Below are 23,333 nucleotides of genomic sequence, written 5' to 3' on the forward strand. Positions count from 1 at the left end.
AAAGACTGTTTGGCTGTGGCCCGCCGCGATGTACGGCGAATCTCCCGATCCTTGAGAACACAGCCTATGTCAGAAATGCATTCGGCGCTGCCTGCTGGCCAGCGCCGATGGGTATCAATGGATCAGGCCGACCCGCGACAGGTTGGGCAGGTGGCTGAGTTTGGGCTCTGGCCAGCTCATCCATACTGCGAAAGCCTTGCCGACGATGTTCCGGTCCGGAACCATGCCGTGCAGTTCCTTGGGAATGTTCGGGTCATCCCAGTAACGGCTGTCGTTGGAGTTGTCGCGGTTGTCGCCCATCATGAAGTAATGGCCCGCCGGCACGGTCCATTGCTGGTCCGGCGGCATGCGGTAACGGCTCATTTCCTTGCGGATCAGGTGTTCGACCTCGCCGAGCTTTTCCTTGTACAGCTCGGCGCTGCCCAGGGTGCCCGGCTCGGTGCCCACCAGCTGTTCGGCAATCGGCTGGCCGTTGACGAACAACCGCTTGTCGTTGGTATAGCGGATCTGGTCGCCCGGCAGGCCGACCACACGCTTGATGTAGTTGACGTTCGGGTCGCTTGGGTAGCGGAACACCATCACATCACCGCGTTGCGGGTCGCCCACCTCGATGACCTTCTTGTCGATCACCGGCAGGCGGATGCCGTACGAGAACTTGTTCACCAGGATGAAGTCGCCCACTTCCAGGGTCGGTTTCATCGACCCGGAAGGAATCTGGAACGGCTCGACCAGGAACGAACGCAGCACCAGCACGATGAACAGCACCGGGAAGAACGACTTGCCGTATTCGACCAGCAATGGCTCCTTGCCCAGGCGCTCGACCACCGCCATTTCGGGCTGGCTGACGCTGCCCTGGTAGTTGGCGATTGCCGCACGCCGGCGCGGGGCCAGGAACAGCAGGTCGATCAAGCCCAGCAGACCGCAGACGAAGACGGCGATGACTAGCAACAGCGGGAAATTTAGCGACATAGGACCTAGCTATCCAACCTGAGCACGGCGAGGAAGGCTTCCTGTGGAATCTCCACGTTGCCCACCTGTTTCATGCGTTTCTTACCGGCCTTCTGCTTCTCCAGCAGTTTCTTCTTACGGCTGACGTCACCACCGTAGCACTTGGCCAGTACGTTCTTTCTGAGTGCCTTGACGGTTGTACGCGCAATGATCTGGCCGCCGATAGCTGCCTGGATCGCCACGTCGAACATCTGCCGAGGGATCAGTTCTTTCATCTTTTCGGTCAACGCACGGCCTTTGTAGGCCGCGTTGTCGCGGTGCACGATCAGGGCCAGCGCATCGACCTTGTCGCCGTTGATCAGTACGTCCAGCTTGACCAGGTTGGCCGACTGGTAGCGATCGAAATGATAGTCCAGCGAAGCATAGCCGCGGCTGGTGGACTTGAGGCGGTCGAAGAAGTCCAGCACCACTTCGTTCATCGGCAAGTCGTAGCGCACCTGCACCTGGCTGCCGAGGAACTGCATGTCGCGCTGCACGCCACGCTTCTCGATGCACAGGGTGATGACGTTGCCCAGGTGCTCCTGCGGCACCAGGATGGTTGCGGTGACGATCGGCTCGCGGAAATCGGCGACTGCCGAGACGTCCGGCAGCTTCGACGGGTTGTCGACGGTGATGGTTTCGCCGGTTTTCAGCTCGAGCTCGTAGATCACGCTTGGCGCAGTGGTGATCAGGTCCAGGTCGTATTCGCGCTCCAGGCGCTCCTGGATGATCTCCATGTGCAGCATGCCGAGGAAGCCGCAACGGAAGCCGAAGCCCAGGGCATCGGAGCTTTCCGGCATGTACTGCAGTGACGAGTCGTTCAGGGTCAGCTTCTGCAAGGCATCGCGGAAGTCCTCGAAGTCGTCGGAGCTGACCGGGAACAGCCCGGCATAGACCTGCGGCTGAATCTTCTTGAAGCCTGGCAGCACTTCCACTTCAGGGGTGGAGGACAGGGTCAGGGTGTCACCTACCGGGGCACCGTGGATGTCCTTGATGCTGGCGATGATGAAGCCCACTTCACCGGCCTTCAGGTCGGCGGTCTGGGTGTGTTTCGGGGTGAATACGCCGACGCTGTCGACCAGGTGCACCTTGCCGGTGGACTTGACCAGGATCTTGTCGCCTTTCTTGACGCGGCCATGACGCACGCGCACCAGCGAGACCACGCCCAGGTAGTTGTCGAACCAGGAGTCGATGATCAGCGCCTGCAGCGGCGCCTCGATATCGCCTTCCGGCGCAGGGATGGTCTGCACCAGGCGCTCGAGCACCTCGTCCACGCCCATGCCACTCTTGGCACTGCAGGCCACGGCATCGGTGGCGTCGATGCCGATGATCTTCTCGATTTCGTCCTTGACGCGGTCCGGGTCGGCCTGGGGCAGGTCCATCTTGTTCAGCACCGGCATGACTTCCAGGCCCTGCTCGATGGCGGTGTAGCAGTTGGCCACGGACTGGGCCTCGACGCCCTGGCCGGCGTCAACTACCAGCAGTGCACCTTCACAGGCCGCCAGCGAACGCGAGACTTCGTAGGTGAAGTCGACGTGGCCGGGGGTATCGATGAAGTTCAGCTGGTAGACCTTGCCGTCCTGCGCCTTGTAGTTGAGCGTGACGCTGTGGGCTTTGATAGTGATACCGCGCTCGCGCTCCAGGTCCATGGAATCGAGCACCTGGGCTTCCATTTCGCGTGCCGACAGGCCACCGCACATCTGGATGAAACGGTCGGCCAGCGTCGACTTGCCATGGTCGATGTGGGCGATGATGGAGAAATTGCGGATATGACTCAAATCACTCACGGGTCAACACTCGAAAAGGCTGCGAGCCGGACGCCCGCCGAAAAATAGCCGGGAATTGTACCTCAAGCCGGAACGTGCTGCCACGCCCACTGGCCGACCGATCGGCACAAGCAACCGAAACTTGTGCATTTTTCCGCCCAGGCACCTGATATTTCTGCCAGTACACAGGAATACTCCATCTGCCTAACCTCGGCTGTCCTACCCCGAGGAAATGACCATGATGAGTACGAGGAAGCAGGCAGGAGATTACGACAGATCGTTTGGGCAGGAGGGCAATGCCGAACTTCCCGATTTTTTCGGGCCGACACTCAGCCGGCAATTGACTGCCATGGTGCTGCAGGGAGACAACATCCTGGCCAGCGCCCAGGCCTCTGACAACAGCGGAAGATCGCACTATGCCATCACCCGCCTGACGCCAATGGGCAACCTGGATACCGCATTTGGCGTTGGAGGCAAAGTCGTCGACAGGTTCAACCAAAGTGAACACTCAAAACCAGAAGCCTTGGCCGTTTTATCCGACGGAACGATTGCCATGCTGGGGTTCACTAGCGTCTCGAATCCCCCCGCGCCCAAGCCGATGCTGCTGTTGCTAGACCAGGACGGCTCGCCCTTGAACCCGCCGTTCGCACTGGAGCTACCGGAAGACGCTGCCATGGTAAACGGAAGCGGACGACTGACGGCAAGCGGCTCACACTTCCTGGCGGCGCTCAATCTATCCGGCGATTCCGGCATGCCCTCACCAAAACCCCGCGTCTACCGCATGGACCTGAACGGCGAGCCAGGCTTTCCTCACGGTAGGTTCATCGAGATCCAGGTCGCGCGCGACGAAGGCCCGGTCGAGATCGGGGCACTGGTGCAGCTGGAAGACGGCTTCTTCGTCAGCGGGTCACATGTTTTACCCACTGGCTCCAGCGAGGGGTTCATAGCGCGCTATGACAATGACGGTGTGCTCGATGGAGCTTTCGGCGAGGATGGCATCATTGCGTTTCAAGCGCTGGGGCAAGCCACCCGGATCACGACATTGCTGCGCAGGCCAAATGGCTCGTTGGCCGTTGCTGGCCACTTGCCGGCCGACGAGAAACTCCCGCGCCGTGCCTTTCATTGGCAATTCACTGCCCAAGGAACAATCGATCCGGCATTCAATCAGGGCAAGCCCGTGGTCGATGGCGAAGCGACCGCCTGGTACAGCGCTTCACTCGACGCTAATGGCAGGTTGATTACCTTTGGCATCGGCGAAACCTACCTCTACAGGCGTTACCTGCTGGACGGTTCGATCGATCCCGATTACCACCCAGCAGCGGCGCTGATTGGCAACCAAGAAGCCGTGATGTGCTTGTACCACGGGCGCAACACTTTGCTGGGCTACAATGCCACTGCCGCAATCGGTGTTATCGGTACGGTCACAGCGATACAGAACTGACTGTCCGTACAAAAAAATCCGGCGCTCAATGCGCCGGATTTTCTGTGTCAGCTGAGCTGGCTTATTCTGACAGCTTGAAGGTAATGAAGCTCGCGCGGCCCTGGCGCAGCACACGCATCGACACCGAACGGTTCTTCGGCAGTTCCTTGGCGATTTCGGTGAATTCCTTGGCCGAGCCGATGGCCTGGTTGTTCAGGTGGCTGATGATGTCACCTGGACGCAGGCCGATCATTGCCGCCGGGCCATCCTGGACTTCCTTGATCACCACGCCACCCTTGAGCTCAAGCGACTTTTTCTGCTCGGCAGTCAGGTCGGCCACCGATACCCCCAGGCGGTTGCTGCTGCGCTCGGCACTGCCTTCGGCACCGGTAGCGATCTCGTCATCATCGTCGGGCAACGCACCGACACTGATGTCGAGGGTCTGGCGCTTGCCGTTGCGGATGATTTCCAGCTTGGCCTTCTCGCCATCCTTGAGGCTGCCCACCAGGTGCGGCAGGTCTGCCGACATGATGATCGGCTGGCCGTTCATGCTCAGGATCACGTCACCGACCTGCAGGCCGCCCTTGGCGGCCGGGCCGTTTTCCAGCACCTGGGCTACCAGGGCGCCGGCCGGCTTGTCCAGGCCGAACGACTCAGCCAGGTCCTTGTTGACCTCCTGGATCACCACACCCAGCCAGCCACGGCTGACCTTGCCGTCTTTCTTCAGCTGGTTGGAGACATCGATCGCCACGTCGATCGGGATGGCGAACGACAAGCCCATGAACCCACCGGAACGGGTGAAGATCTGCGAGTTGATGCCCACCACCTCGCCATTCATGTTGAACAGCGGGCCGCCAGAGTTACCCGGGTTGATGGCCACGTCGGTCTGGATGAACGGCACATAGGTATCGTTGGGCAGGGTACGGCCCTTGGCACTGACGATACCTTTGGTCACCGAATGGTCGAAGCCGAACGGCGAACCGATGGCCAGCACCCATTCGCCCACCTTCAGCTTCTCGGAGTCACCCAGTTTCACCGTCGGCAGGTTCTTGCCGTCGACCTTGAGCAGGGCCACATCAGTGCGTGGGTCGGTGCCGACCAGCTTGGCCTGCAGCTCGCTGCGGTCCGACAGGCGGACGATGATCTCGTCGGCATCGGCCACCACGTGGTTGTTGGTCAGCACGTAGCCATCGCTGGAAATGATGAAGCCCGAACCCAGCGACTGCGCCTCGCGCTGGCGGTCACCGCGCGGCGAGCGTGGCTGCTGCGGCATGTTGCGCTCGAAGAACTCGCGGAACATCGGCGGCAGGCCTTCCAGGTCAGGCATTTCTCCGGCGGCCATGCGGCGGTCCGGCAGTTTCTGCTTGGTGCTGATGTTGACCACGGCTGGCGAGGCCTGTTCGACCAGGGTAGTGAAGTCCGGCAGGGCTTCCTCGGCCTGGGCGGTGAGCACCTGGCCGAGCATCAGCACGGCGGCGAACATCGATAGGTAGGATTTCAAGCGTGGTATTGACATACGGCTCCCGTCACAACGAGCGGTAGTTTAGAAAGGCCCTGCCCAAAGCAGGAAAGGCCAGGCTCCAAGAAGCCTGACCTATAGAAAATTTGCCGAAGGATTGCAAATGACAATGCTTTAATTTCATTTCAGGCGCCTGTCCGCTCGCCTTGGCACAGCCGACATGCCTGCCCGGCAAGGCGCGCAATCACTGGCGCGCCTGGGCGTCCTGAGGGCGCATGGACAGCGCCACGCGCTCTGCAGTACCCAGCGGAATTTCGCCGACCACGGTCACCATCACCTTGCCCTTGGGCGTGTTCAGGCGCCGCGATACTGCCGAGGTCGGGCCAAGCTGGGTGCGCATGTCGGTTCCGCCATCATCGCTTACCGGTTCCAGAAACACCGAGAAACGCGCCAGGCCATCGTCATACATCAGGCTGCTGACCACACCACCTTGCTTCGGATCACGGCGCACCGAACTGTTGACCAGCTCGAACCCTGGCGGCAACCAGTCCGAACGCCAGCCGGCAACCTTGTCATTGGCGGCGGCAGCAACACGCTGCACGGGCTTGCAGGCAGCACTCGCACGCAGTTCTTCATCGCTGGGCACGGCAGTATCGAGACGGGTCATCTGGAAGCGTTCGAGCAACTGCCCCTTGTCGTTGATCATCAACGAGCGCAGCGGCAGCCCGGTGGCGCGGTCCAGATGCATTTCGAAGGCATAGCGGTGCTGGTCACGCGGGTTGAGCGTCACGATCACGGCATCGCGCCCGGCGACCCGCGACTTGCCCGCCACGCTCAAATCGTACCAACCCATCAGTTTCAGTGGATCAAGCACACGCTGGGCAGCGTCCGCAGGTGGCGTCACACCGTTGGCCAAAGCCCCGCTGACGCACGCTACCTTGCCATCCACGCGCACGATTTCCTGGGCCGCGCCATCGAGCTGCAGGAGCCGCTCGCTGACCTTGCCATTCTCAACCTTGTGCCAGATCTCGTGGGAGGAGAAGCTGCCGTTACGTTCGTAGACAAAAGAGCCTTGATAGCTCTGCTCTTGCTCGGCCCGTGCCAGCTTGTTCAACCACTCGCCCGCCTCGGGCGATGAGTTGGCCGCCAATGCTGGCACCGTCATGCAGCTGCCAATCAGCAGCGACAGGAGAGGTAGCGCGCGCATGATCCTCCTTACTTAACGGTTTTCCAGGCTTGCGGCGCGGGCATACGGCAATGCGGTTTCAGTGCCCTTGAGCGCGGATTCCTGGGCATGCTGGCGCAGATAGCCCGGCAGACGCTGATCCCAGCCGGCCTGGTTCTGCAGCACGCCGTTGGCCATCGGCCCGGTCGGTTGCTCACTGCTCTCACTATAGCCTGCCAAAACGGCCGGGCCCTGTGCTTGTGGCACGGTCACGCCTTGCTGGGCAGGTTGCTGGGCTGCGAGCTCGGCGCCAGTGATCTCGTCCTGGTTGTACATGCGCACACCGGCCAGCACCGCGACGGTAACCGAGGCAGCCACCGCCAGGCGGCCAATGCTGCGCCACGGGCCCTTCTTGACCTTGGCCGGCACGGCTTCGTCAGCCAGTGCCGCAGAAACCGCCGCCGCAATATCCAGGTTCGGCAGCAGCAGCTCCTTGTGCATGGCTGCACGGGCGACCTGGTAGCGCGACCAGGTGGCACGGGTTTCAGTATCGTCGACGGCATTCAATACCCGACGCAGTTCAAGCTCGTCCGCTTCGTTATCCATTACCGCGGACAGCGATTCCTGCAAAGCTTCACGACTCATGGCGGTTCCTCTCTTGGCTGTCGCCGCTGTCTCAGGTTTCCTGCAGCAAAGGTTGCAGGGCTTTGTCTATGGCCTCCCGAGCGCGGAAGATTCGAGAGCGCACGGTACCCACCGGACATTGCATGACACTGGCAATGTCTTCGTAACTCAGTCCATCGAACTCACGCAGCGTCAGGGCCGTGCGCAGGTCTTCCGGCAGTTGCTGGATGGTGCGATGGACAGTGCCTTCGATTTCATCCCGCAACAACGAGCGCTCTGGGGACTCGAGATCCTTGAGACCATGATCGCCGTCGTAAAACTCCGCATCCTCGGAGCTCACATCGCTGTCTGGTGGCCGTCTTCCACGGGACACCAGGTAGTTCTTCGCCGTGTTGATGGCGATGCGGTAAAGCCACGTATAGAACGCGCTATCGCCGCGGAAATTGCCAAGCGCACGGTAGGCCTTGATGAAGGCTTCCTGTGCTACATCCTGGGCCTCGTGGGTATCGTGAACGAACCGCACGATCAACCCGAGAATCTTGTGCTGATACTTCAGCACCAACAGATCGAACGCTCGCCTGTCGCCGCGTTGCACACGCTCGACAAGCTGCTGATCCTCTTCCTGGGTTAGCATGAACACTCCTCAGTGAACTCGAAGGAGCGTTGCAGCAGCCATCGATCAGGCTTGCAACCATAGACTCGGGCTTTGCGCAAAAGTTCTCCCCTCCAAGCAAGTTTCCTGCAGCCCTTGGTCGGCTTGCACGAAAGACGCTGCACGGTCACGGCCGGCTACGTCGATAATCAGGTTTCGAGTACGCAGGGACAGCCTGGACAGGCCTGCCGCCCTGCGTCGCCGCGGTAAATTGTGGCGTACGGGCAGCCTTCATAGGATTTCCTGCGTTATCGGAAAGTTCCCACAAAGGTTGTCGCGACCAGGCAAACGGCATGGAAATTGGCCAGCCTGGGCTGCTATAAAGGCAACCCGGCCAGCCTTAACGATAGTTTCACAATGCCATCGGCGCGTGACTATTGTGCCGCGCCCCTTCCGAAGAATACTAGTGTCCCGACATGAGCCAACAATTCCAACATGATGTCCTGGTGATCGGCAGCGGTGCCGCCGGTCTCAGCCTGGCACTGAACCTGCCCAGCCACCTGCGCGTCGCCGTGCTCAGCAAGGGCGACCTGGCCAATGGCTCGACCTTCTGGGCCCAGGGTGGTGTCGCAGCGGTGCTGGACAATAGCGATACCGTGCAGTCACATGTCGAGGATACCCTCAACGCGGGCGGTGGCCTGTGCCATGAAGAGGCGGTGCGCTTTACCGTCGAGCACAGCCGGGAAGCCATCGAATGGCTGATCGAGCAAGGCGTGCCGTTTACCCGTGACGAGCACTACAGCGTCGACGATGGTGGCTTCGAGTTCCACCTGACCCGCGAAGGCGGCCACAGCCACCGGCGCATAATCCATGCTGCCGACGCCACCGGTGCCGCCATCTTCACCACGCTGCTGGCCCAGGCCCGCCTGCGCCCGAACATTCAGTTGCTGGAGCAGCGCGTGGCGGTCGACCTGATCACCGAACGGCGCCTGGGTTTGCCTGGCGAACGCTGCCTGGGTGCCTACGTGCTTGACCGCAACACTGGCGAAGTGGACACCTTCGGCGCGCGCTTCACCGTGCTGGCCACCGGCGGCGCAGCCAAGGTCTACCTGTATACCAGCAACCCCGATGGTGCCTGCGGCGATGGCATCGCCATGGCGTGGCGCGCCGGTTGCCGGGTGGCGAACCTGGAATTCAACCAGTTCCACCCGACCTGCCTGTACCACCCGCAAGCCAAGAGCTTCCTGATCACCGAAGCCCTGCGTGGTGAAGGCGCCCTGCTGCGCCTGCCCAATGGCGAGCGCTTCATGCCACGCTTCGACCCACGCGAAGAGCTGGCCCCGCGTGACATCGTGGCCCGCGCCATCGACCATGAGATGAAGCGCCTGGGTGTGGATTGCGTCTACCTGGACATCACCCACAAGCCGGCCGAGTTCATCAAGAGCCACTTCCCCACCGTCCATGAGCGCTGCCTGGCGTTTGGCATCGACATCACCCGCCAGCCGATCCCGGTGGTACCGGCGGCGCACTACACCTGTGGCGGGGTGATGGTGGACGACCGCGGCCACACCGATGTGCCAGGGCTGTATGCCATCGGCGAAACCAGCTTTACCGGCCTGCATGGCGCCAACCGCATGGCCAGCAATTCGCTGCTGGAATGCTTCGTCTATGGCCGCGCTGCCGCAGCTGACATCCAGGCCTGCCTGGATGAAGTGGCCATGCCCAAGGCCCTGCCCGGCTGGGACGCCAGCCAGGTCACCGATTCGGACGAAGACGTGATCATCGCGCACAACTGGGATGAACTGCGGCGCTTCATGTGGGACTACGTTGGTATCGTGCGCACCAGCAAGCGCCTGCAGCGGGCCCAGCACCGCATTCGTCTGTTGCTGGACGAAATCGATGAGTTCTACAGCAACTACAAGGTCAGCCGCGACCTGATCGAGCTGCGCAACCTGGCGCAGGTGGCCGAGCTGATGATCCGCTCGGCCATGCAGCGCAAGGAAAGCCGTGGGCTGCATTACACGCTGGATTACCCGGGAATGCTGGCCGAGGCCAGGGACACCATCCTCAGCCCGATTTGAATCGGCGTCGCGGCCCTCGCGGGCGCGCCCGCTCCCACAGAGATCCCGCTGCCTTGCAGCCTTGCGCAGTACCTGTGGGAGCGGGCAAGCCCGCGCAGAAGCCAACTCGGTATGGCTTTATGCCCGGCTCACCCCTGCCCACCTGCGCCGGCTGAACTTCAACCGCACCCGCAAGCGCCGGTGCTCATCGGCCCCCAGCGCATCCCGCGGCACACACTGGCTCTCCCCCACCCATCGCCCCGCCCGCTCGAAACGCAACACCACCAGCGCCGGCAACGCCACGCTGTCGCGGCACAAGCGCACCGGCTGCCAGCCGAGGGCACGACTGAACACGTGCCAGCCGCGCGCATCACGGCGCAGGCCAGTCACGGCATGCTCATGGGTCAGCAGAATACGTCGGGGGATGGCCCAGCCAGCGTGGGCGATACAGACGGCGGCAACGGCAAGGGCCTGCCAGCCGGACAGCGGGCTCGCCGCTATGGCGAGCCACGCCAGCACCTGGCACACCAGGTAGGCCGTCAGCAGCAGGCGCGAGCCTTGCCAGCGGCACTCGAAGCACTCACTTGGGCTGGACACGGTCCAGGATGATGCGGACCATACGCTGCAGCTCCGGGTCTTCGGACTCGGTGCGCTCCATGAACCAGCCGAACATGTCCTGATCTTCGCAGCTCAGCAGTCGCACGTAGAGTTCGCGGTCAGCCTGGTTGAGCGTGGGGTAGACTTCCTGGGTGAAAGGTACCAGCAGGACGTCCAGTTCCAGCATGCCGCGGCGGCTGTGCCAGAAAAGCCGGTTGAGTTCAGTTTGTTCGACCATGGGGCCCTCCTCGAATGGCCCGCCAGTATACAGCCAGGCGAGCGAAGCGACACCGGGCGTTGGTCTAGTCACCTACCTATTTTGTTACCGGCGTTCTATGATGGCCGCCAGTCTTTAAGCCACCGCGATGACCCATGGCCGATTCCGCTTTCTTCTGCCCCCTGTCCCACGAGGGCATCCTCGCCGTCCGCGGCTCCGATGCAGGCAAGTTCCTGCAGGGCCAGCTGACCTGCAACATCAACTACCTCAGCCAGGAACACGCCAGCCTCGGTGCCCGCTGCATGGTCAAGGGGCGCATGCAGTCAAGCTTCCGCATCCTGCCCGAAGGCAACGGCTACCTGCTGGCCATGGCCAGCGAACTGCTCGAGGCACAGCTGGCCGATCTGAAGAAATACGCCGTGTTCTCCAAGGCCACACTGGCCGATGAAAGCGCCGCATGGGCACGTTTCGGTGTGCAGGATGGCGCTACGGCCCTGCAGGCGCTGGGGCTCGACGTGCCCGCAGCCGCCGGCAGCACCGTCCGGCATGCAGGCCTGATCGCGATCGCCGTTTCGGCAGGCCGCGTGGAGTTGTGGGCGCCCGCCGATGACGCCGGCAAGGTACGCCAGGCCCTGGCCGCCGCCCTGCCGGAAGGCAGCCTCAACGACTGGCTGTTGGGCCAGGTGCGTGCCGGCATCGGCCAGGTCATGGGGCCGACCCGTGAGCTGTTCATTCCGCAGATGATCAACCTGCAGGCCGTCGACGGCGTAAGCTTCAAGAAAGGCTGCTACACCGGGCAGGAAATCGTCGCCCGCATGCAGTACCTGGGCAAGCTCAAGCGCCGCCAGTACCGCCTGGCCCTGGACCAACAGGCCATTCCGGCTCCGGGTGAGGAAATTTTCTCGCCTACCCATGGCTCGTCGGTCGGTGAAGTGGTCCTGGCTGCCAGCACCGGCAGCGGCTGCGAGCTGCTCGCGGTACTCAGTGCCGAAGCGGTGGCCGACGACAACCTGCACCTGGGCAGCCTCGGCGGCCCGCGCCTGCAGGTACTGAGCCTGCCCTACGAACTGGACCGCGACCGGGAAATCCAGCGCTGACCAGCCTGCCCCGCTCTTGCGGCGGGGCCGCACCACCACTGCGGTAGACACGCCCATGAACAAGCTGGCCGAGATGGTTCAAGCACAATTGCTCGAGGCCATCGAAAAGGATGACCTGGTCCTGCCGACCCTGCCCGAGGTTGCCCTGAGCATCCGCGAGGCAGCGGAAGACAGCGAAATCAGCGTAGCGGCCCTGAGCAAGGTGATCGGTCGCGATGCGGCGCTTTCGGCGCGCCTGATCAAGGTCGTCAACAGCCCGCTGCTGCGCGCAGCGATCGAAGTCACCGATCTGCATACCGCCATCACGCGGCTGGGTATCAACTACAGCTGCAACCTGGCCATTGGCCTGGTCATCGAGCAGATCTTTCACGCCCGCGCGCCGGCGGTTGAACAAAAGCTACGCGATATCTGGGCCAACAGCCTGGATGTGGCAGGCATCAGCTACGAAATCTGCCGCCGCTTTACCCAGCTCAAGCCCGACCAGGCCACCCTCGGCGGGCTGGTTCACCAGATTGGCGCGCTGCCGGTACTGATCTATGCCGAAGAGCACAACGAGCTGCTGTCCGACCCGGTGTGCCTGCATTACGTGATCGAGCACATCCAGCCAGTGCTGGGCGACAAGATTCTCAAGGCATGGGAGTTTCCGGAACAACTGGTCAACCTGCCGAGCCAGGTGCAGGACCTGGACCGGCAGACCGACAGCATCGACTATATCGACATCGTGCAGATCGCCCGCTGCATCAGCCAGCGCGGCCGCCATCGGCCATTGGCGGCGCTGCCCGCCTACCGCCACCTGGGCTTGCCGTTCGGCACCGAGCTGGAAGTGGATGAACTGATCGACGCGCGGAGCATGTTGCGCTGACCGGCGTCGGCCAGTGCCGGCTTCTTCACGGCCCAAGCCCGCGAAAGGGCCGGTACCGGCGACCCATCAATCAGCGATGAAACTCACCCGCACCCGCAAGCCGCCCTTGGCACCATCATGCAGGCTCACCTGGGCCAGGTGCGCCCGGCAGATTTCGCCCACAATGGCCAACCCGAGCCCGCTGCCCTGCGCACTACACCGATAGAAGCGTTCGAACACCCGCTCACGCTCGGCCTCGGGAATCCCCGGCCCGTCGTCCTCTACCTCCAGCACGGCGGGCGCCAGCACCCGCAAGATCACGTTGCCGCCCGCTGGCGTATGGGCCAGGGCGTTGTCCACCAGGTTGCTCAACAGCTCGTTGAGCAGCGTCGGTTCACCCTTGAGCCACACGGGTGCTTCGGCTTCCAGGGCCAGCGCCACCCCGCGTTTGTGAGCCAGCGGAGCCATGGCCATGCCCAGTTCGCGCGCCAGCTGGCTGAGGTCGAGGCGCTGTGCGCCGCCTTCGGCAATCGCCCGCGCGCCGTTCTCGACCCGCGCCAGTGACAGCAACTGGTTGGCCAGGTGGGTCAGGCGATCGGTGCCCTGCGCGGCAGATTCCAAGGTCTGCCGCCATTCCTGCGGCTCGGACGAGCGCAAACCCAGCTCGACCCGGGCCTTGAGCGCAGCCAGCGGGGTACGCAACTCGTGGGCAGCGTCGGCAATGAATTGCGCCTGGCGCTCGAACTGGCCGCGCAAGCGCTCGGTGAAGTGGTTCAAGGCCCGTACCAGCGGGCCCAGCTCATGTTGCACCTGCACCACCGGCAAAGCCCGCAGGTCGTCCGGCTGGCGCTCCTCCACCGCCGTACGCAAGCGCTCCAGTGGCCGTAACGCGGCACTCACGGCAAACCACACCAGCACCAGCGCACCCAGCGCCAGCATGCCCAGGCGCAGCAGGGTATCGGCCATCAAGCCACGGGCCATGCGCACCCGGGCTTCCTCGGTCTCGGCCACGCGGATTTCCGCCATGCCGTTCATGTTGGGTTCGCTCACCGCCTTCAACAGGCTCACCACACGCACGTCCTGGCCCAGGTAACTGGCGTTGTAGAACCGCGCCAGTGCCGGGTAGTCATCGGTACGCGGCGTGCCCGGCGGCGGTGGCGGCAGGTTCTCGTAGCCGGAGATCAGCCGCTGCTGGATGTCCAGCACCTGGTAATAGATGCGCCCGGCACTGTCGTAGGCGAACGTGTCCAGGGCCACGTACGGCACGTCCGCACTGAGCGAACCGTCCCGCTGGGACAGGCCTGCGGCAATGGTCCGCGCAGAGGCCAGCAAGGTGCGGTCATAAGCCGTGTCGGCAGCTTCGCGGCCATTCCAGTAGGCGCTCAGGCCGCTGGCCAGCATCAGCACCACCAGCAGCAAGGCCAGGTTGCCGAGCAAGCGCCCGCGCAGGCTGCCGTTGTCACGCATCGCGGTGCTCGAGCAGGTAGCCCAGGCCGCGGAAGGTGACGATGGCAACCGGGTGACCGTCGAGCTTCTTGCGCAGCCGGTGGATATAGATCTCGATGGCGTCAGGGCTGGCCTCTTCATCCAGGCCGAACACCTGGGCAGCCAGTTGCTCCTTGCTCATTACCCGGCCCGGGCGGGCGATCAACGCTTCCAGCACGCTCTGTTCGCGCGAGGTCAGGGTGAGGTTGTCGTTACCCAGGGCAAAGCGTCGGGTGTCCAGGTCGTATACCAGCGGCCCACAGCGTTGCTGGCGCTCGCCACCGAGCACGCTGCGGCGCAACAAGGCCTTGACCCGGGCTTCCAGCTCGGTGAGTTCGAACGGCTTGGCCAGGTAGTCGTCTGCGCCAAGGTTCAGGCCGTGGACGCGATCCTTGACGTCGCTGCGCGCCGTCAGCATCAGCACCGGCAAGGTCTTGCCGCGCCCGCGCAGGCGCGCCAGCACCTCGAAGCCGTCCATGCGCGGCAAGCCGACATCCAGCACGGCCACGGCGTATTCCTCGCTGGCCAGGGCCAGGTCGGCGGCCACGCCATCATGCAGCACGTCCACGGTCAGGCCATGGCTCTTCAAGGCCTGGGCCACGCTTTCGGCCAGTTGCAGGTGGTCTTCGACCAGCAGCACACGCATCGGATTCTCCCTGCTCGGGTGGGGCGGTGGCGCGGAGTGTACCGCTGTCGGCAGGCCTGTGAAGCCCCCGTCGACAAACCTTTCACGCTGAAAGGTTAGCGAAAGGTTGATTACCTAGCATCGCACCACGGTCGCCCTTCGCGCCGAAAAAGCACCAGCAAGGTGCAACGAATAAGAACAATAATCGGAGCCATCAGTGATGCTGTCATTGCAGCCGCAGGCGTTCGCGCCTACCCGTTCCTTTGCCGCACGCCCTTCTGCCATCGCCAGCGCCCTTGCGCTTGCCGGTGTCGCCCCGATGAGCCAGGCCGCCTTCTTCGAAGACAGCACGGCCACCTTCGAAACCCGCAACATGTACTTCAACCGCGACTTCCGCGACGGCACCAGCGCGCAGCAATCCAAGCGCGACGAATGGGCCCAGGGCTTCATCCTCAACTTCGAGTCCGGCTATACCGATGGCACCGTAGGCTTCGGCCTGGATGCACTGGGCATGCTCGGCATCAAGCTCGACTCCAGCCCCGACCGCACCGATACCGGCCTGCTGCCGACCCACGATGACGGCAAGGCCGCCGACGAGTACTCCAAGCTGGGCCTGACCGGCAAGGTCAAGGTGTCACAAACCGAACTCAAGATCGGTACCCTGATCCCGGAATTGCCGACCCTGCAGCCCAACGACGGGCGCATCCTGCCGCAAACCTTTGAAGGCGGCCTGCTCACCTCGAAGGAGATCAAGGGCCTGACCTTCACCGGCGGCCGCCTGGACAAGGCCAAGGACCGCAACGACACCAACTGGGAAGACCTGGCGCTGAACAACAAGAACGGGCGCTTCGGCGGCTCGTTCAGCGCCGACAACCTGGACCTGGCCGGCCTCGACTACCAGTTCACCGATCGCATCACCGGCAGCTACCACTTCGCCCAGCTGGACGACATCTACCGCCAGCACTTCATCGGCCTGCTCGCCACCCAGCCGTGGGGCCCGGGCACCTTCGGCGCCGACCTGCGCCTGGCCGTGAGCGACGACGCTGGCGCTGCCAAGGCCGGCAACATCGACAACACCACCATCAACGGCATGCTCAGCTATGCCCTGGGCGGGCACAAGGTCAGCGCCGCCTGGCAGCAGCTGTCCGGCGACAGTGCCTTCCCCTACATCGATGGCGCCGACCCGTACCTGGTCAACTTCGTCCAGATCAACGACTTTGCCAACGCCGACGAGCGTTCCTGGCAGGCGCGCTATGACTACAACTTCGCCGCGCTCGGCGTGCCCGGCCTGACGTTCATGACCCGCTACATCAGCGGCGACAATGTCAGCCGCGCCGCCGGTGGCGAGGGCAAGGAATGGGAACGCGATACCGAAATGAAGTACGTGGTGCAAAGCGGCCCGTTGAAAAACGTTGCCGTACGCCTGCGCAACGCCACCTTCCGCTCCAATTTCGCCCGTGATGCCGATGAAGTCAGGCTGCTGGTGAGCTACAGCGTGGCGCTGTGGTAACCGATCGCACTAACCCAACAGCGGTAAAAACCGATAACAACAACGCTTACGGAGATGAACGATGACTTTTTCCCTGCGCCGCCTCGTCCTCGCCACCGGCTGCCTGCTGCTGGCCGGCAATGCCCTTGCGGGCGAACCGAAACGCCCTGAATGCATCGCCCCCGCCTCGCCCGGTGGCGGCTTCGACCTGACCTGCAAGCTGGTGCAAAGCGCCCTGGTGCAGGAAAAGATCCTCAGCAAGCCGATGCGCGTCACCTACATGCCAGGCGGTGTCGGCGCGGTGGCCTACAACGCGGTGGTCGCCCAACGGCCGGCCGATGCCGGGACCCTGGTGGCCTGGTCCAGCGGCTCGTTGCTGAACCTGGCCCAGGGCAAGTTCGGCCGTTTTGACGAAAACGCGGTGAAATGGCTGGCCGCCGTCGGCACCAGCTACGGCGCCATCGCGGTGAAGAGCGACTCCCCCTACAAGACCCTCGATGACCTGGTAGCGGCGCTGAAAAAAGACCCGAGCAAGGTGGTGATCGGCTCGGGCGGTACCGTTGGCAGCCAGGACTGGATGCAGACCGCGTTGATCGCCAAGGCGGCAGGCATCAACCCGCGTGACCTGCGCTACGTGGCCCTCGAAGGCGGTGGCGAAATCGCTACGGCGCTGCTGGGCGGGCACATCCAGGTGGGCTCGACCGACATCTCCGACTCCATGCCACACATTCAGAGCGGCAACATGCGCATCCTCGCGGTGTTCTCGGAAAACCGCCTGGACGAGCCCGAGATGAAAGACATCCCCACCGCCCGGGAACAGGGCTACGACATCGTCTGGCCAGTGGTACGCGGCTTCTACCTGGGGCCAAAGGTGAGCGACGAAGACTACGCCTGGTGGAAGCAGTCGTTCGACAAGATGCTGGCCTCGGAAGACTTCGCCAAGCTGCGTGACCAGCGCGAGCTGTTCCCGTTCGCCATGACCGGCGAGGAGCTGGACGGCTACGTGAAGAAGCAGGTGGCTGACTACAAGACCCTGGCCCGGGAGTTCGGCCTGATCCAGTAACGCCAACGCCGCTCGCTCTTTGTAGGAGCGGCCTTGTGTCGCGAAAGGGCTGCAAGGCAGCCCCGGCAATTTGCGCAGCGATGCTGAAATCCCGGGGCCGCTTTGCCGCCCTTCGCGACGCAAGGCCGCGCCTGCAAAGGATCTGCGTCTTGCCGAAAAACCAGAGGATTCCCTGATGATCCTGCAACGCATCTTCGCCCTGGTCCTGCTGGCGGTATGTGCCGCCCTGGCCGTGATGGCCTGGCCCTACCAGGCGGCGTTTTCCTATGAGCCGGTGGGCCCGCGTGCCTATCCGCTGCTGATGCTCGGCCTGATGGGCCTGGGCCTGTTGTACCTGGTGTTCCGCCCCACGCCCATCGTGCGCAAGGACGACGAGCCGGAACTGGACCGCGAGACCCTGACCAAGATCAGCGCCTGCGTCGGCCTGCTGATCGTGTTCGCCAGCACCTTCGAAGCCCTGGGTTTCATCCTCAGTAGCATCCTGATCGGCGTGCCCATGGCCCGCCTGTATGGCGGTCGCTGGCTGCACAGCTTCATCGTGGTGGCAGGCATGAGCCTGTTCCTCTACTGGCTGTTCGACCGGGTGATGGACGTGCCCCTGCCCCTTGGCCTGCTGAGCGTACTGGAGAACTGACACATGGATACCTTGAGCTACCTGGGCCAGGGCTTCGGCGTCGCCCTGTCCCCCTACAACCTGGTCACCGCCCTTACCGGCACGCTGATCGGCACCGTGGTCGGCCTGCTGCCTGGCCTGGGCCCGATCAACGGCGTGGCCCTGCTGATCCCCATCGCCTTCGCCCTCGGCTTGCCGCCGGAATCGGCGCTGATCCTGCTGGCCGCGGTGTACCTGGGCTGCGAGTACGGCGGCCGCATCAGCTCGATCCTGTTGAACATCCCGGGCGAAGCTTCGACCGTGATGACCACCCTCGATGGTTACCCGATGGCCCGCAACGGCCTGGCTGGCGTGGCGCTGTCACTGTCGGCCTGGAGTTCGTTCATCGGTGCCTTGATCGCCACCTGCGGCATGGTGCTGTTCGCCCCGCTGCTGGCGAAATGGGCGATTGCCTTCGGCCCGGCGGAATACTTCGTGCTGATGGTCTTTGCCATCGTCGCCCTTGGCGGCATGGCCGGTGACAAGCCGTTGAAAACCTTCATCGCCGCACTGATCGGCCTGTTCCTGTCGGCCGTTGGTATCGACGCCAACAGTGGCGTGTACCGGTTCACCGGGGACAGCGTGCACCTGGCCGACGGCATCCAGTTCGTGGTGCTGGTGCTGGGCTTGTTCTCCATCAGCGAAATCCTCCTGCTGCTGGAAAAGACCCACCACGGCCACCAGGCGGTCAAGGCCACCGGGCGCATGCTGTTCAACCTCAAGGAAGCCGCCTCGGTGTTCGTGGTGAACATCCGCTGCGGCCTGCTGGGCTTCGTCATGGGCGTGCTGCCAGGCGCCGGTGCAACCCTGGCCAGCGCCGTTGCCTACATGACCGAGAAACGCCTGGCGGGCGAAAAAGGCAATTTCGGCAAGGGTGATGCCCGCGGCCTGGCCGCCCCGGAAACCGCCATCGGCGCATCCTGCTGCGGTGCCCTGGTGCCGATGCTGACGCTGGGCGTACCCGGCTCGGGTACCACGGCGGTGATGATCGGGGCACTGACCCTGTACAACATCACCCCCGGCCCGCTGTTGTTCGAACAGCAGCCAGACATCGTCTGGGGCCTGATCGCCTCGTTGTTCATCGCCAACATCATGCTGGTGATCCTCAACATTCCGATGATCCGCATCTTTACCCGCATCCTCGCCGTGCCGAACTGGGCACTGGTGCCGGTGATCGCCATCATCACCGCGATCGGTGTGTACGCCGTGCATGCCACCACCTTCGACCTGTTCCTGATGGTCGGCATCGGCATCATGGGCTACATCCTGCGCAAGCTGGACTTCCCGCTGTCGCCGATCCTGCTCGGCTTCATCCTTGGCGGGCTGATGGAGCAGAACCTGCGCCGGGCGCTGTCGATCTCCAACGGTGAGCTGGGCATCCTCTGGTCTAGCACGATCAGCATGTCGGTATGGGTGCTGACCCTTTGCATGCTGACCTTGCCGCTGCTGCGCAGCTGGCGCAAACGCAGCCTGCAACGCCGGGCGATGGCCGATGCCTGACCGTGGCTTGCCGCTGTTTGTCGCGACCGGGCTGGTCGGCCTTGCTGGTGGTTTTGCCGCCAGCCAGGTCGGCTGGCCATTGCCGTGGATGGTCGGCGCGCTGCTGGCGATCATCCTGGTACGCTGCCTGACGCCCTGGCAACTGCCGGAAATCCCCAACGGGCGCAAATGCGGGCAATGGATCATCGGCATCGGTATCGGCCTGCACTTCACCCCGGCGGTGATCGAGCAAGTGGCCAGCCATTTCGCGCTGATCTTCTTCGGCGCGCTGTTCACCACCGTGTCCAGCGTGCTCAGCGTATGGCTGCTGCGGCGCACCGGCGAGGACCGCGCTACGGCGTTCTTCGCCAGCATGCCCGGCGGTTCGGGGGAGATGGTCAACCTTGGCGCGCGCAATGGCGCGGTGCTCAGCCAGGTGGCCGCGGCGCAGAGCTTGCGCGTGCTCGCGGTGGTGCTGTGCGTACCGGCACTGTTCAAGTTCCTGCTGGGTGACGGGGTACCGCTGAATCACACCGGCAGCGTGAGCTGGGGCTGGCTGGCGCTTATCGCTCCGCTGGGAGTGGCGGCTGCGTTGCTCTGGCAGCGCTTGCGCCAACCCAATCCATGGTTGTTCGGGCCATTGCTGGTGGCGGCTACGCTGAGCCTGGCGGGCAGCCTGCAGATCGCCCTGCCGCACGGCGCCAGCCAGATCGGCCAGTGGCTGATCGGCAGCGGCCTGGCCTGTCACTTCAACCGGGCATTCTTCCGCCGCGCGCCTTCCTTCCTCCTGCGCACCTTGGTCGCCACTGCGCTGTGCATGGCGATCGCCGCCAGCGCCGCCTGGGTGCTGAGCGTGATGACTGCGCTGGACCTGCGCTCGCTGACCTTGGGCATGATGCCCGGGGGAATTGCCGAGATGAGCCTGACCGCCGAGACCTTGCAACTGTCGGTGCCGCTGGTGACGGCGCTGCAGGTGATGCGGCTGTTGCTGGTGCTGTTTCTGGCAGAGCCGCTGTTCCGGCTGTGGAATGCCAAGGCGCAGTGACTGCGCCGGACGCTTCGCGGGCAAACCCGCTGCCACAGGGACTGCACGGCACTCATGTGCCGCGCGCGATCGCTGTGGGTGCAGGTTCACCCGGAACAAGGCGCCGCGCTGTTGCAGCTGCTCACAGCGGCGGCAGTGCCCAGTTGATCGGGGTCAGCCCGCGCTGTTCGAGGAAGCTGTTGGTGCGGCTGAAATGCCCACAGCCCAGGAACCCGCGGTAAGCCGACAGTGGCGACGGATGCACCGACTTCAGCACCAGGTGCTTGGTCCCGTCGATCAGCTTCTGCTTGCTTTGCGCATGCGAGCCCCACAGCAGGAACACCACGTTCGGGCATTGCTCGCTGACCACCTGGATGATCCGGTCGGTAAACAATTCCCAGCCCTTCTTGGCATGTGATGCTGCATTGGCACGCTCCACGGTCATGGTCGTGTTGAGCAGCAGCACGCCCTGCTCGGCCCAGCTCTGCAGGTAGCCATGGTTGGGGATCGGGATATTCAGGTCACGCTGCAATTCCTTGTAGATGTTGACCAGCGACGGTGGCGTGGCCACACCCGGTTGCACCGAGAAACACAGGCCATGCGCCTGCCCCGGCCCGTGATACGGGTCCTGGCCGAGGATCACCACCTTCACCTGGTCCAGCGGCGTCGAATTGAGCGCATTGAAGATCAGCGGCCCTGGCGGGTAGATCTCCTTGCCAGCGGCATATTCGCTACGCAGGAACTCGCGCAGCTGATGCATGTAGGGCTGGTCGAATTCGGCGCGCAACGCGGCCTTCCAGCCGGGTTCGAGTTTGATGCGATCGTCGTCAGTCATGGGGCCTTCCGTAAACAATGGCGCGACACTAGGTAAGCCTTGTGCGCTTGTCAAACGATCCGACCGACGACCGGCATGATCGGCCAGGCAAGCCATACTTGTGCGATGACTTGCGCGAGGTAGTCCATGGCCATTCATTGCGAGGTACTCACCGGCGCCGATGGCGCCCGCATCGGCATCGCCACCCTGGATGCGCCCAAGGCGCTCAACGCCCTGAACCTGCCGATGATCGAAGTATTGGGCGAGCAGTTGCACGCCTGGGCCCGAGACCCCGGGGTCGTCTGCGTGCTACTGCGCGGCAACGGCAGCAAGGCATTCTGCGCAGGGGGCGATGTGCGCGCGCTGGCGCATGCCTGCCGCGACCACCCCGGCAGCGTACCTCCGCTGGCCGCCACCTTCTTTGCCGCCGAATACCGCCTGGACTTCGCCCTGCACACCTACCCCAAGCCGCTGCTGTGCTGGGGGCATGGGCACGTGCTGGGCGGCGGCATGGGCCTGCTGCAAGGTGCCAATGTGCGTATCGTCACCCCCAGCAGTCGGCTGGCCATGCCGGAAATCAGCATCGGCCTGTACCCGGACGTGGGCGCCAGCTGGTTCCTTGCCCGTTTGCCCGGCAAGCTGGGCTTGTTCCTTGGCCTGACGGGGGCGCCGATCAATGCCCACGACGCCCTTGACCTGGGCCTGGCCGATCGCTTCCTGGGCGAATACCAGCAGGAGGCGCTGATCGAGGAACTGCTGCAGCTGAACTGGCAGGAGCAGACCGCGCTGCAACTGAACAGCCTGCTCAAGGCCGAACAGCACCGGGCCTGCGCCGAACTGCCCGAAGCCCAGTGGCTGCCACGACGGCAGGTCATCGACCAGTTGCTCGACGTAGCCGATGCGGCCGCGGCCTGGCGGGCCCTGGAAGGGCTCAAGCACCACGACGACCCGCTGCTGGCCGAGGCCGGCCGACAATTGCATGCCGGCTGCCCGCTGACGGCACACCTGGTGTGGGAGCAGATTCGTCGGGCACGCCACCTGTCGTTGGCGCAGGTGTTCCAGATGGAATACGGCATGAGCCTGAACTGCTGTCGCCACCCGGAATTCAGCGAAGGGGTACGCGCGCGCCTGCTGGACAAGGACAACCAGCCGCGCTGGCACTGGCCGGATGTGGCACAGGTACCGGCGGCGGTGGTCGAGGCGCATTTTGCCAAGGTGTGGGAAGGCCGCCACCCGCTGGCAGACCTGGATTAGCTTCGAGAGGGGGGCGCATGACGCCCCCCGCCTCAATTCACCTACCGCTGCCAGTTCCCCCCTTGCCCACGCCGTCCATCCCAACGACGGTCACCGTCCCCCCGTCTGTCGGAATGCCAACGGTCATTCTGGTAGCGCTGGCTGTCGCCGCGATAGTCATGCCGATCCCGGTCGCGCCCGTAGTCGTAGCGCTGGCGGTTGCCATAGTCATAGCGTGGGTTGCCATGCCATTGGTTCATCACCGGCGGCGGCGGCGAGCGGAAATATGGCGCTGGCGCCGGGCGGTAGTAGTAGCGCGGTGCTGGCTGGTAGTAATAGCGCGGTTGTGGCGTCACGTAATAGTGGTCATAGCGGTAATACCCCGGCGACACGTAACGGTCGGCGTAGTAGTGATCCGAGCGATAGTAGCCCCCGGTCTCGTAGTACGGGACGCAGGCGGCAGTCATCAGCCCCAGCAGGGCGATCAACAGGATTCGATAGGACATGGCGGCCTCCTGGACCGCTGGAGTGCCCGAACAGCGGCGCTGGCGAGCGTCGACGCGAAATGCGATCATCGACATGTGATAAGACCGTGGCGCCGAGGTGCAGTGCCATTTCTGCAACAATTTGATACAGCTGAGCGG

Annotated in this window: 22 protein-coding genes; 10 read left to right on the plus strand and 12 right to left on the minus strand. The window is 63.6% G+C overall.

What is annotated here, in order from left to right:
- Nucleotides 1-114: 114 nt before the first annotated feature.
- Entirely contained in the window at nt 115-969 is an 855-nt protein-coding gene (gene lepB, locus ACJA3S_RS20380) for a signal peptidase I (RefSeq protein WP_170032050.1), read from the minus strand.
- A 5-nt stretch (nt 970-974) separates the two neighbouring features.
- Nucleotides 975-2,774, minus strand: coding sequence for a translation elongation factor 4 (gene lepA, locus ACJA3S_RS20385; RefSeq protein ID WP_025340425.1), 1,800 nt, complete (start codon nt 2,772-2,774; stop codon nt 975-977).
- Between the two features lie 217 nt (nt 2,775-2,991).
- Between lepA and ACJA3S_RS20390 the strand changes: the two genes are divergently transcribed.
- On the plus strand, nt 2,992-4,194 hold the full coding sequence (locus tag ACJA3S_RS20390; RefSeq protein WP_406819789.1) for a hypothetical protein: 1,203 nt from the start codon (nt 2,992-2,994) through the stop codon (nt 4,192-4,194).
- Nucleotides 4,195-4,255: 61 nt separating this feature from the next.
- Here ACJA3S_RS20390 and ACJA3S_RS20395 read toward each other — a convergent pair whose 3' ends face one another.
- From ACJA3S_RS20395 to rpoE, 4 genes are all read right to left on the minus strand, one after another.
- Nucleotides 4,256-5,656 (minus strand): DegQ family serine endoprotease, encoded by a 1,401-nt coding sequence (locus ACJA3S_RS20395; protein ID WP_406822282.1) that lies wholly within the window; start codon nt 5,654-5,656, stop codon nt 4,256-4,258.
- Between the two features lie 220 nt (nt 5,657-5,876).
- Complete coding sequence (locus tag ACJA3S_RS20400; RefSeq protein ID WP_406819790.1) at nt 5,877-6,839, minus strand: MucB/RseB C-terminal domain-containing protein; 963 nt, start codon at nt 6,837-6,839, stop codon at nt 5,877-5,879.
- A 12-nt stretch (nt 6,840-6,851) separates the two neighbouring features.
- On the minus strand, nt 6,852-7,442 hold the full coding sequence (locus ACJA3S_RS20405) for a sigma-E factor negative regulatory protein (RefSeq protein ID WP_186685180.1): 591 nt from the start codon (nt 7,440-7,442) through the stop codon (nt 6,852-6,854).
- A 31-nt stretch (nt 7,443-7,473) separates the two neighbouring features.
- Nucleotides 7,474-8,055: an RNA polymerase sigma factor RpoE gene (gene rpoE, locus ACJA3S_RS20410; RefSeq protein ID WP_003252049.1), complete on the minus strand. Its 582-nt coding sequence runs from the start codon at nt 8,053-8,055 to the stop codon at nt 7,474-7,476.
- Nucleotides 8,056-8,489: 434 nt separating this feature from the next.
- On the opposite strand from rpoE, the gene nadB reads away from it, so the two are divergent.
- Complete coding sequence (gene nadB / locus ACJA3S_RS20415) at nt 8,490-10,094, plus strand: L-aspartate oxidase (RefSeq protein WP_406819791.1); 1,605 nt, start codon at nt 8,490-8,492, stop codon at nt 10,092-10,094.
- Nucleotides 10,095-10,211: 117 nt separating this feature from the next.
- On the opposite strand, the gene ACJA3S_RS20420 is transcribed toward nadB, so the two are convergent.
- The gene (locus tag ACJA3S_RS20420; protein ID WP_406819792.1) at nt 10,212-10,670 is read right to left on the minus strand and encodes a protein YgfX; all 459 of its coding nucleotides are present in this window, start codon (nt 10,668-10,670) and stop codon (nt 10,212-10,214) included.
- On the minus strand, nt 10,654-10,908 hold the full coding sequence (locus ACJA3S_RS20425) for a succinate dehydrogenase assembly factor 2 (protein ID WP_170032071.1): 255 nt from the start codon (nt 10,906-10,908) through the stop codon (nt 10,654-10,656). The genes ACJA3S_RS20420 and ACJA3S_RS20425 overlap by 17 nt, the downstream gene beginning before the upstream one ends.
- 134 nt (nt 10,909-11,042) lie before the next feature.
- Between ACJA3S_RS20425 and ACJA3S_RS20430 the strand changes: the two genes are divergently transcribed.
- Together ACJA3S_RS20430 and ACJA3S_RS20435 are read left to right on the plus strand one after the other, a co-directional pair.
- Nucleotides 11,043-11,984, plus strand: coding sequence for a YgfZ/GcvT domain-containing protein (locus ACJA3S_RS20430; protein ID WP_406819793.1), 942 nt, complete (start codon nt 11,043-11,045; stop codon nt 11,982-11,984).
- A 55-nt stretch (nt 11,985-12,039) separates the two neighbouring features.
- Nucleotides 12,040-12,846: an HDOD domain-containing protein gene (locus ACJA3S_RS20435; protein WP_170032077.1), complete on the plus strand. Its 807-nt coding sequence runs from the start codon at nt 12,040-12,042 to the stop codon at nt 12,844-12,846.
- A 66-nt stretch (nt 12,847-12,912) separates the two neighbouring features.
- Here the strand turns inward: ACJA3S_RS20435 and ACJA3S_RS20440 are convergent, their stop codons facing one another.
- Together ACJA3S_RS20440 and ACJA3S_RS20445 are read right to left on the minus strand one after the other, a co-directional pair.
- On the minus strand, nt 12,913-14,292 hold the full coding sequence (locus ACJA3S_RS20440) for a sensor histidine kinase (protein ID WP_406819794.1): 1,380 nt from the start codon (nt 14,290-14,292) through the stop codon (nt 12,913-12,915).
- The gene (locus ACJA3S_RS20445) at nt 14,285-14,956 is read right to left on the minus strand and encodes a response regulator (protein WP_186677597.1); all 672 of its coding nucleotides are present in this window, start codon (nt 14,954-14,956) and stop codon (nt 14,285-14,287) included. Before ACJA3S_RS20445 ends, ACJA3S_RS20440 begins: the two co-directional genes overlap by 8 nt.
- A 199-nt stretch (nt 14,957-15,155) precedes the next feature.
- On the opposite strand from ACJA3S_RS20445, the gene ACJA3S_RS20450 reads away from it, so the two are divergent.
- The 5 genes from ACJA3S_RS20450 to ACJA3S_RS20470 all read left to right on the plus strand — a co-directional run bounded on the left by ACJA3S_RS20450 (nt 15,156) and on the right by ACJA3S_RS20470 (nt 20,663).
- Complete coding sequence (locus ACJA3S_RS20450) at nt 15,156-16,445, plus strand: OprD family porin (RefSeq protein ID WP_406819795.1); 1,290 nt, start codon at nt 15,156-15,158, stop codon at nt 16,443-16,445.
- 61 nt (nt 16,446-16,506) lie between these two features.
- Entirely contained in the window at nt 16,507-17,487 is a 981-nt protein-coding gene (locus ACJA3S_RS20455) for a tripartite tricarboxylate transporter substrate binding protein (RefSeq protein ID WP_170032089.1), read from the plus strand.
- 175 nt (nt 17,488-17,662) lie between these two features.
- On the plus strand, nt 17,663-18,121 hold the full coding sequence (locus tag ACJA3S_RS20460) for a tripartite tricarboxylate transporter TctB family protein (RefSeq protein WP_406819796.1): 459 nt from the start codon (nt 17,663-17,665) through the stop codon (nt 18,119-18,121).
- A 3-nt stretch (nt 18,122-18,124) separates the two neighbouring features.
- Nucleotides 18,125-19,639: a tripartite tricarboxylate transporter permease gene (locus ACJA3S_RS20465; protein ID WP_406819797.1), complete on the plus strand. Its 1,515-nt coding sequence runs from the start codon at nt 18,125-18,127 to the stop codon at nt 19,637-19,639.
- Complete coding sequence (locus ACJA3S_RS20470) at nt 19,632-20,663, plus strand: AbrB family transcriptional regulator (protein ID WP_406819798.1); 1,032 nt, start codon at nt 19,632-19,634, stop codon at nt 20,661-20,663. Before ACJA3S_RS20465 ends, ACJA3S_RS20470 begins: the two co-directional genes overlap by 8 nt.
- 121 nt (nt 20,664-20,784) lie before the next feature.
- Here the strand turns inward: ACJA3S_RS20470 and ung are convergent, their stop codons facing one another.
- Entirely contained in the window at nt 20,785-21,477 is a 693-nt protein-coding gene (gene ung / locus ACJA3S_RS20475) for a uracil-DNA glycosylase (RefSeq protein WP_170032101.1), read from the minus strand.
- A gap of 126 nt (nt 21,478-21,603) precedes the next feature.
- Here ung and ACJA3S_RS20480 point away from each other — a divergent pair, with 126 nt between their 5' ends.
- On the plus strand, nt 21,604-22,710 hold the full coding sequence (locus ACJA3S_RS20480; protein ID WP_406819799.1) for an enoyl-CoA hydratase/isomerase family protein: 1,107 nt from the start codon (nt 21,604-21,606) through the stop codon (nt 22,708-22,710).
- Nucleotides 22,711-22,751: 41 nt separating this feature from the next.
- Here ACJA3S_RS20480 and ACJA3S_RS20485 read toward each other — a convergent pair whose 3' ends face one another.
- Nucleotides 22,752-23,195, minus strand: a complete 444-nt coding sequence (locus ACJA3S_RS20485; RefSeq protein ID WP_406819800.1) for a hypothetical protein — start codon at nt 23,193-23,195, stop codon at nt 22,752-22,754.
- Nucleotides 23,196-23,333 lie beyond the last annotated feature (138 nt).

It is taken from the genome of Pseudomonas sp. KnCO4, from assembly GCF_045344305.1.
Lineage (GTDB): Bacteria > Pseudomonadota > Gammaproteobacteria > Pseudomonadales > Pseudomonadaceae > Aquipseudomonas > Aquipseudomonas anuradhapurensis.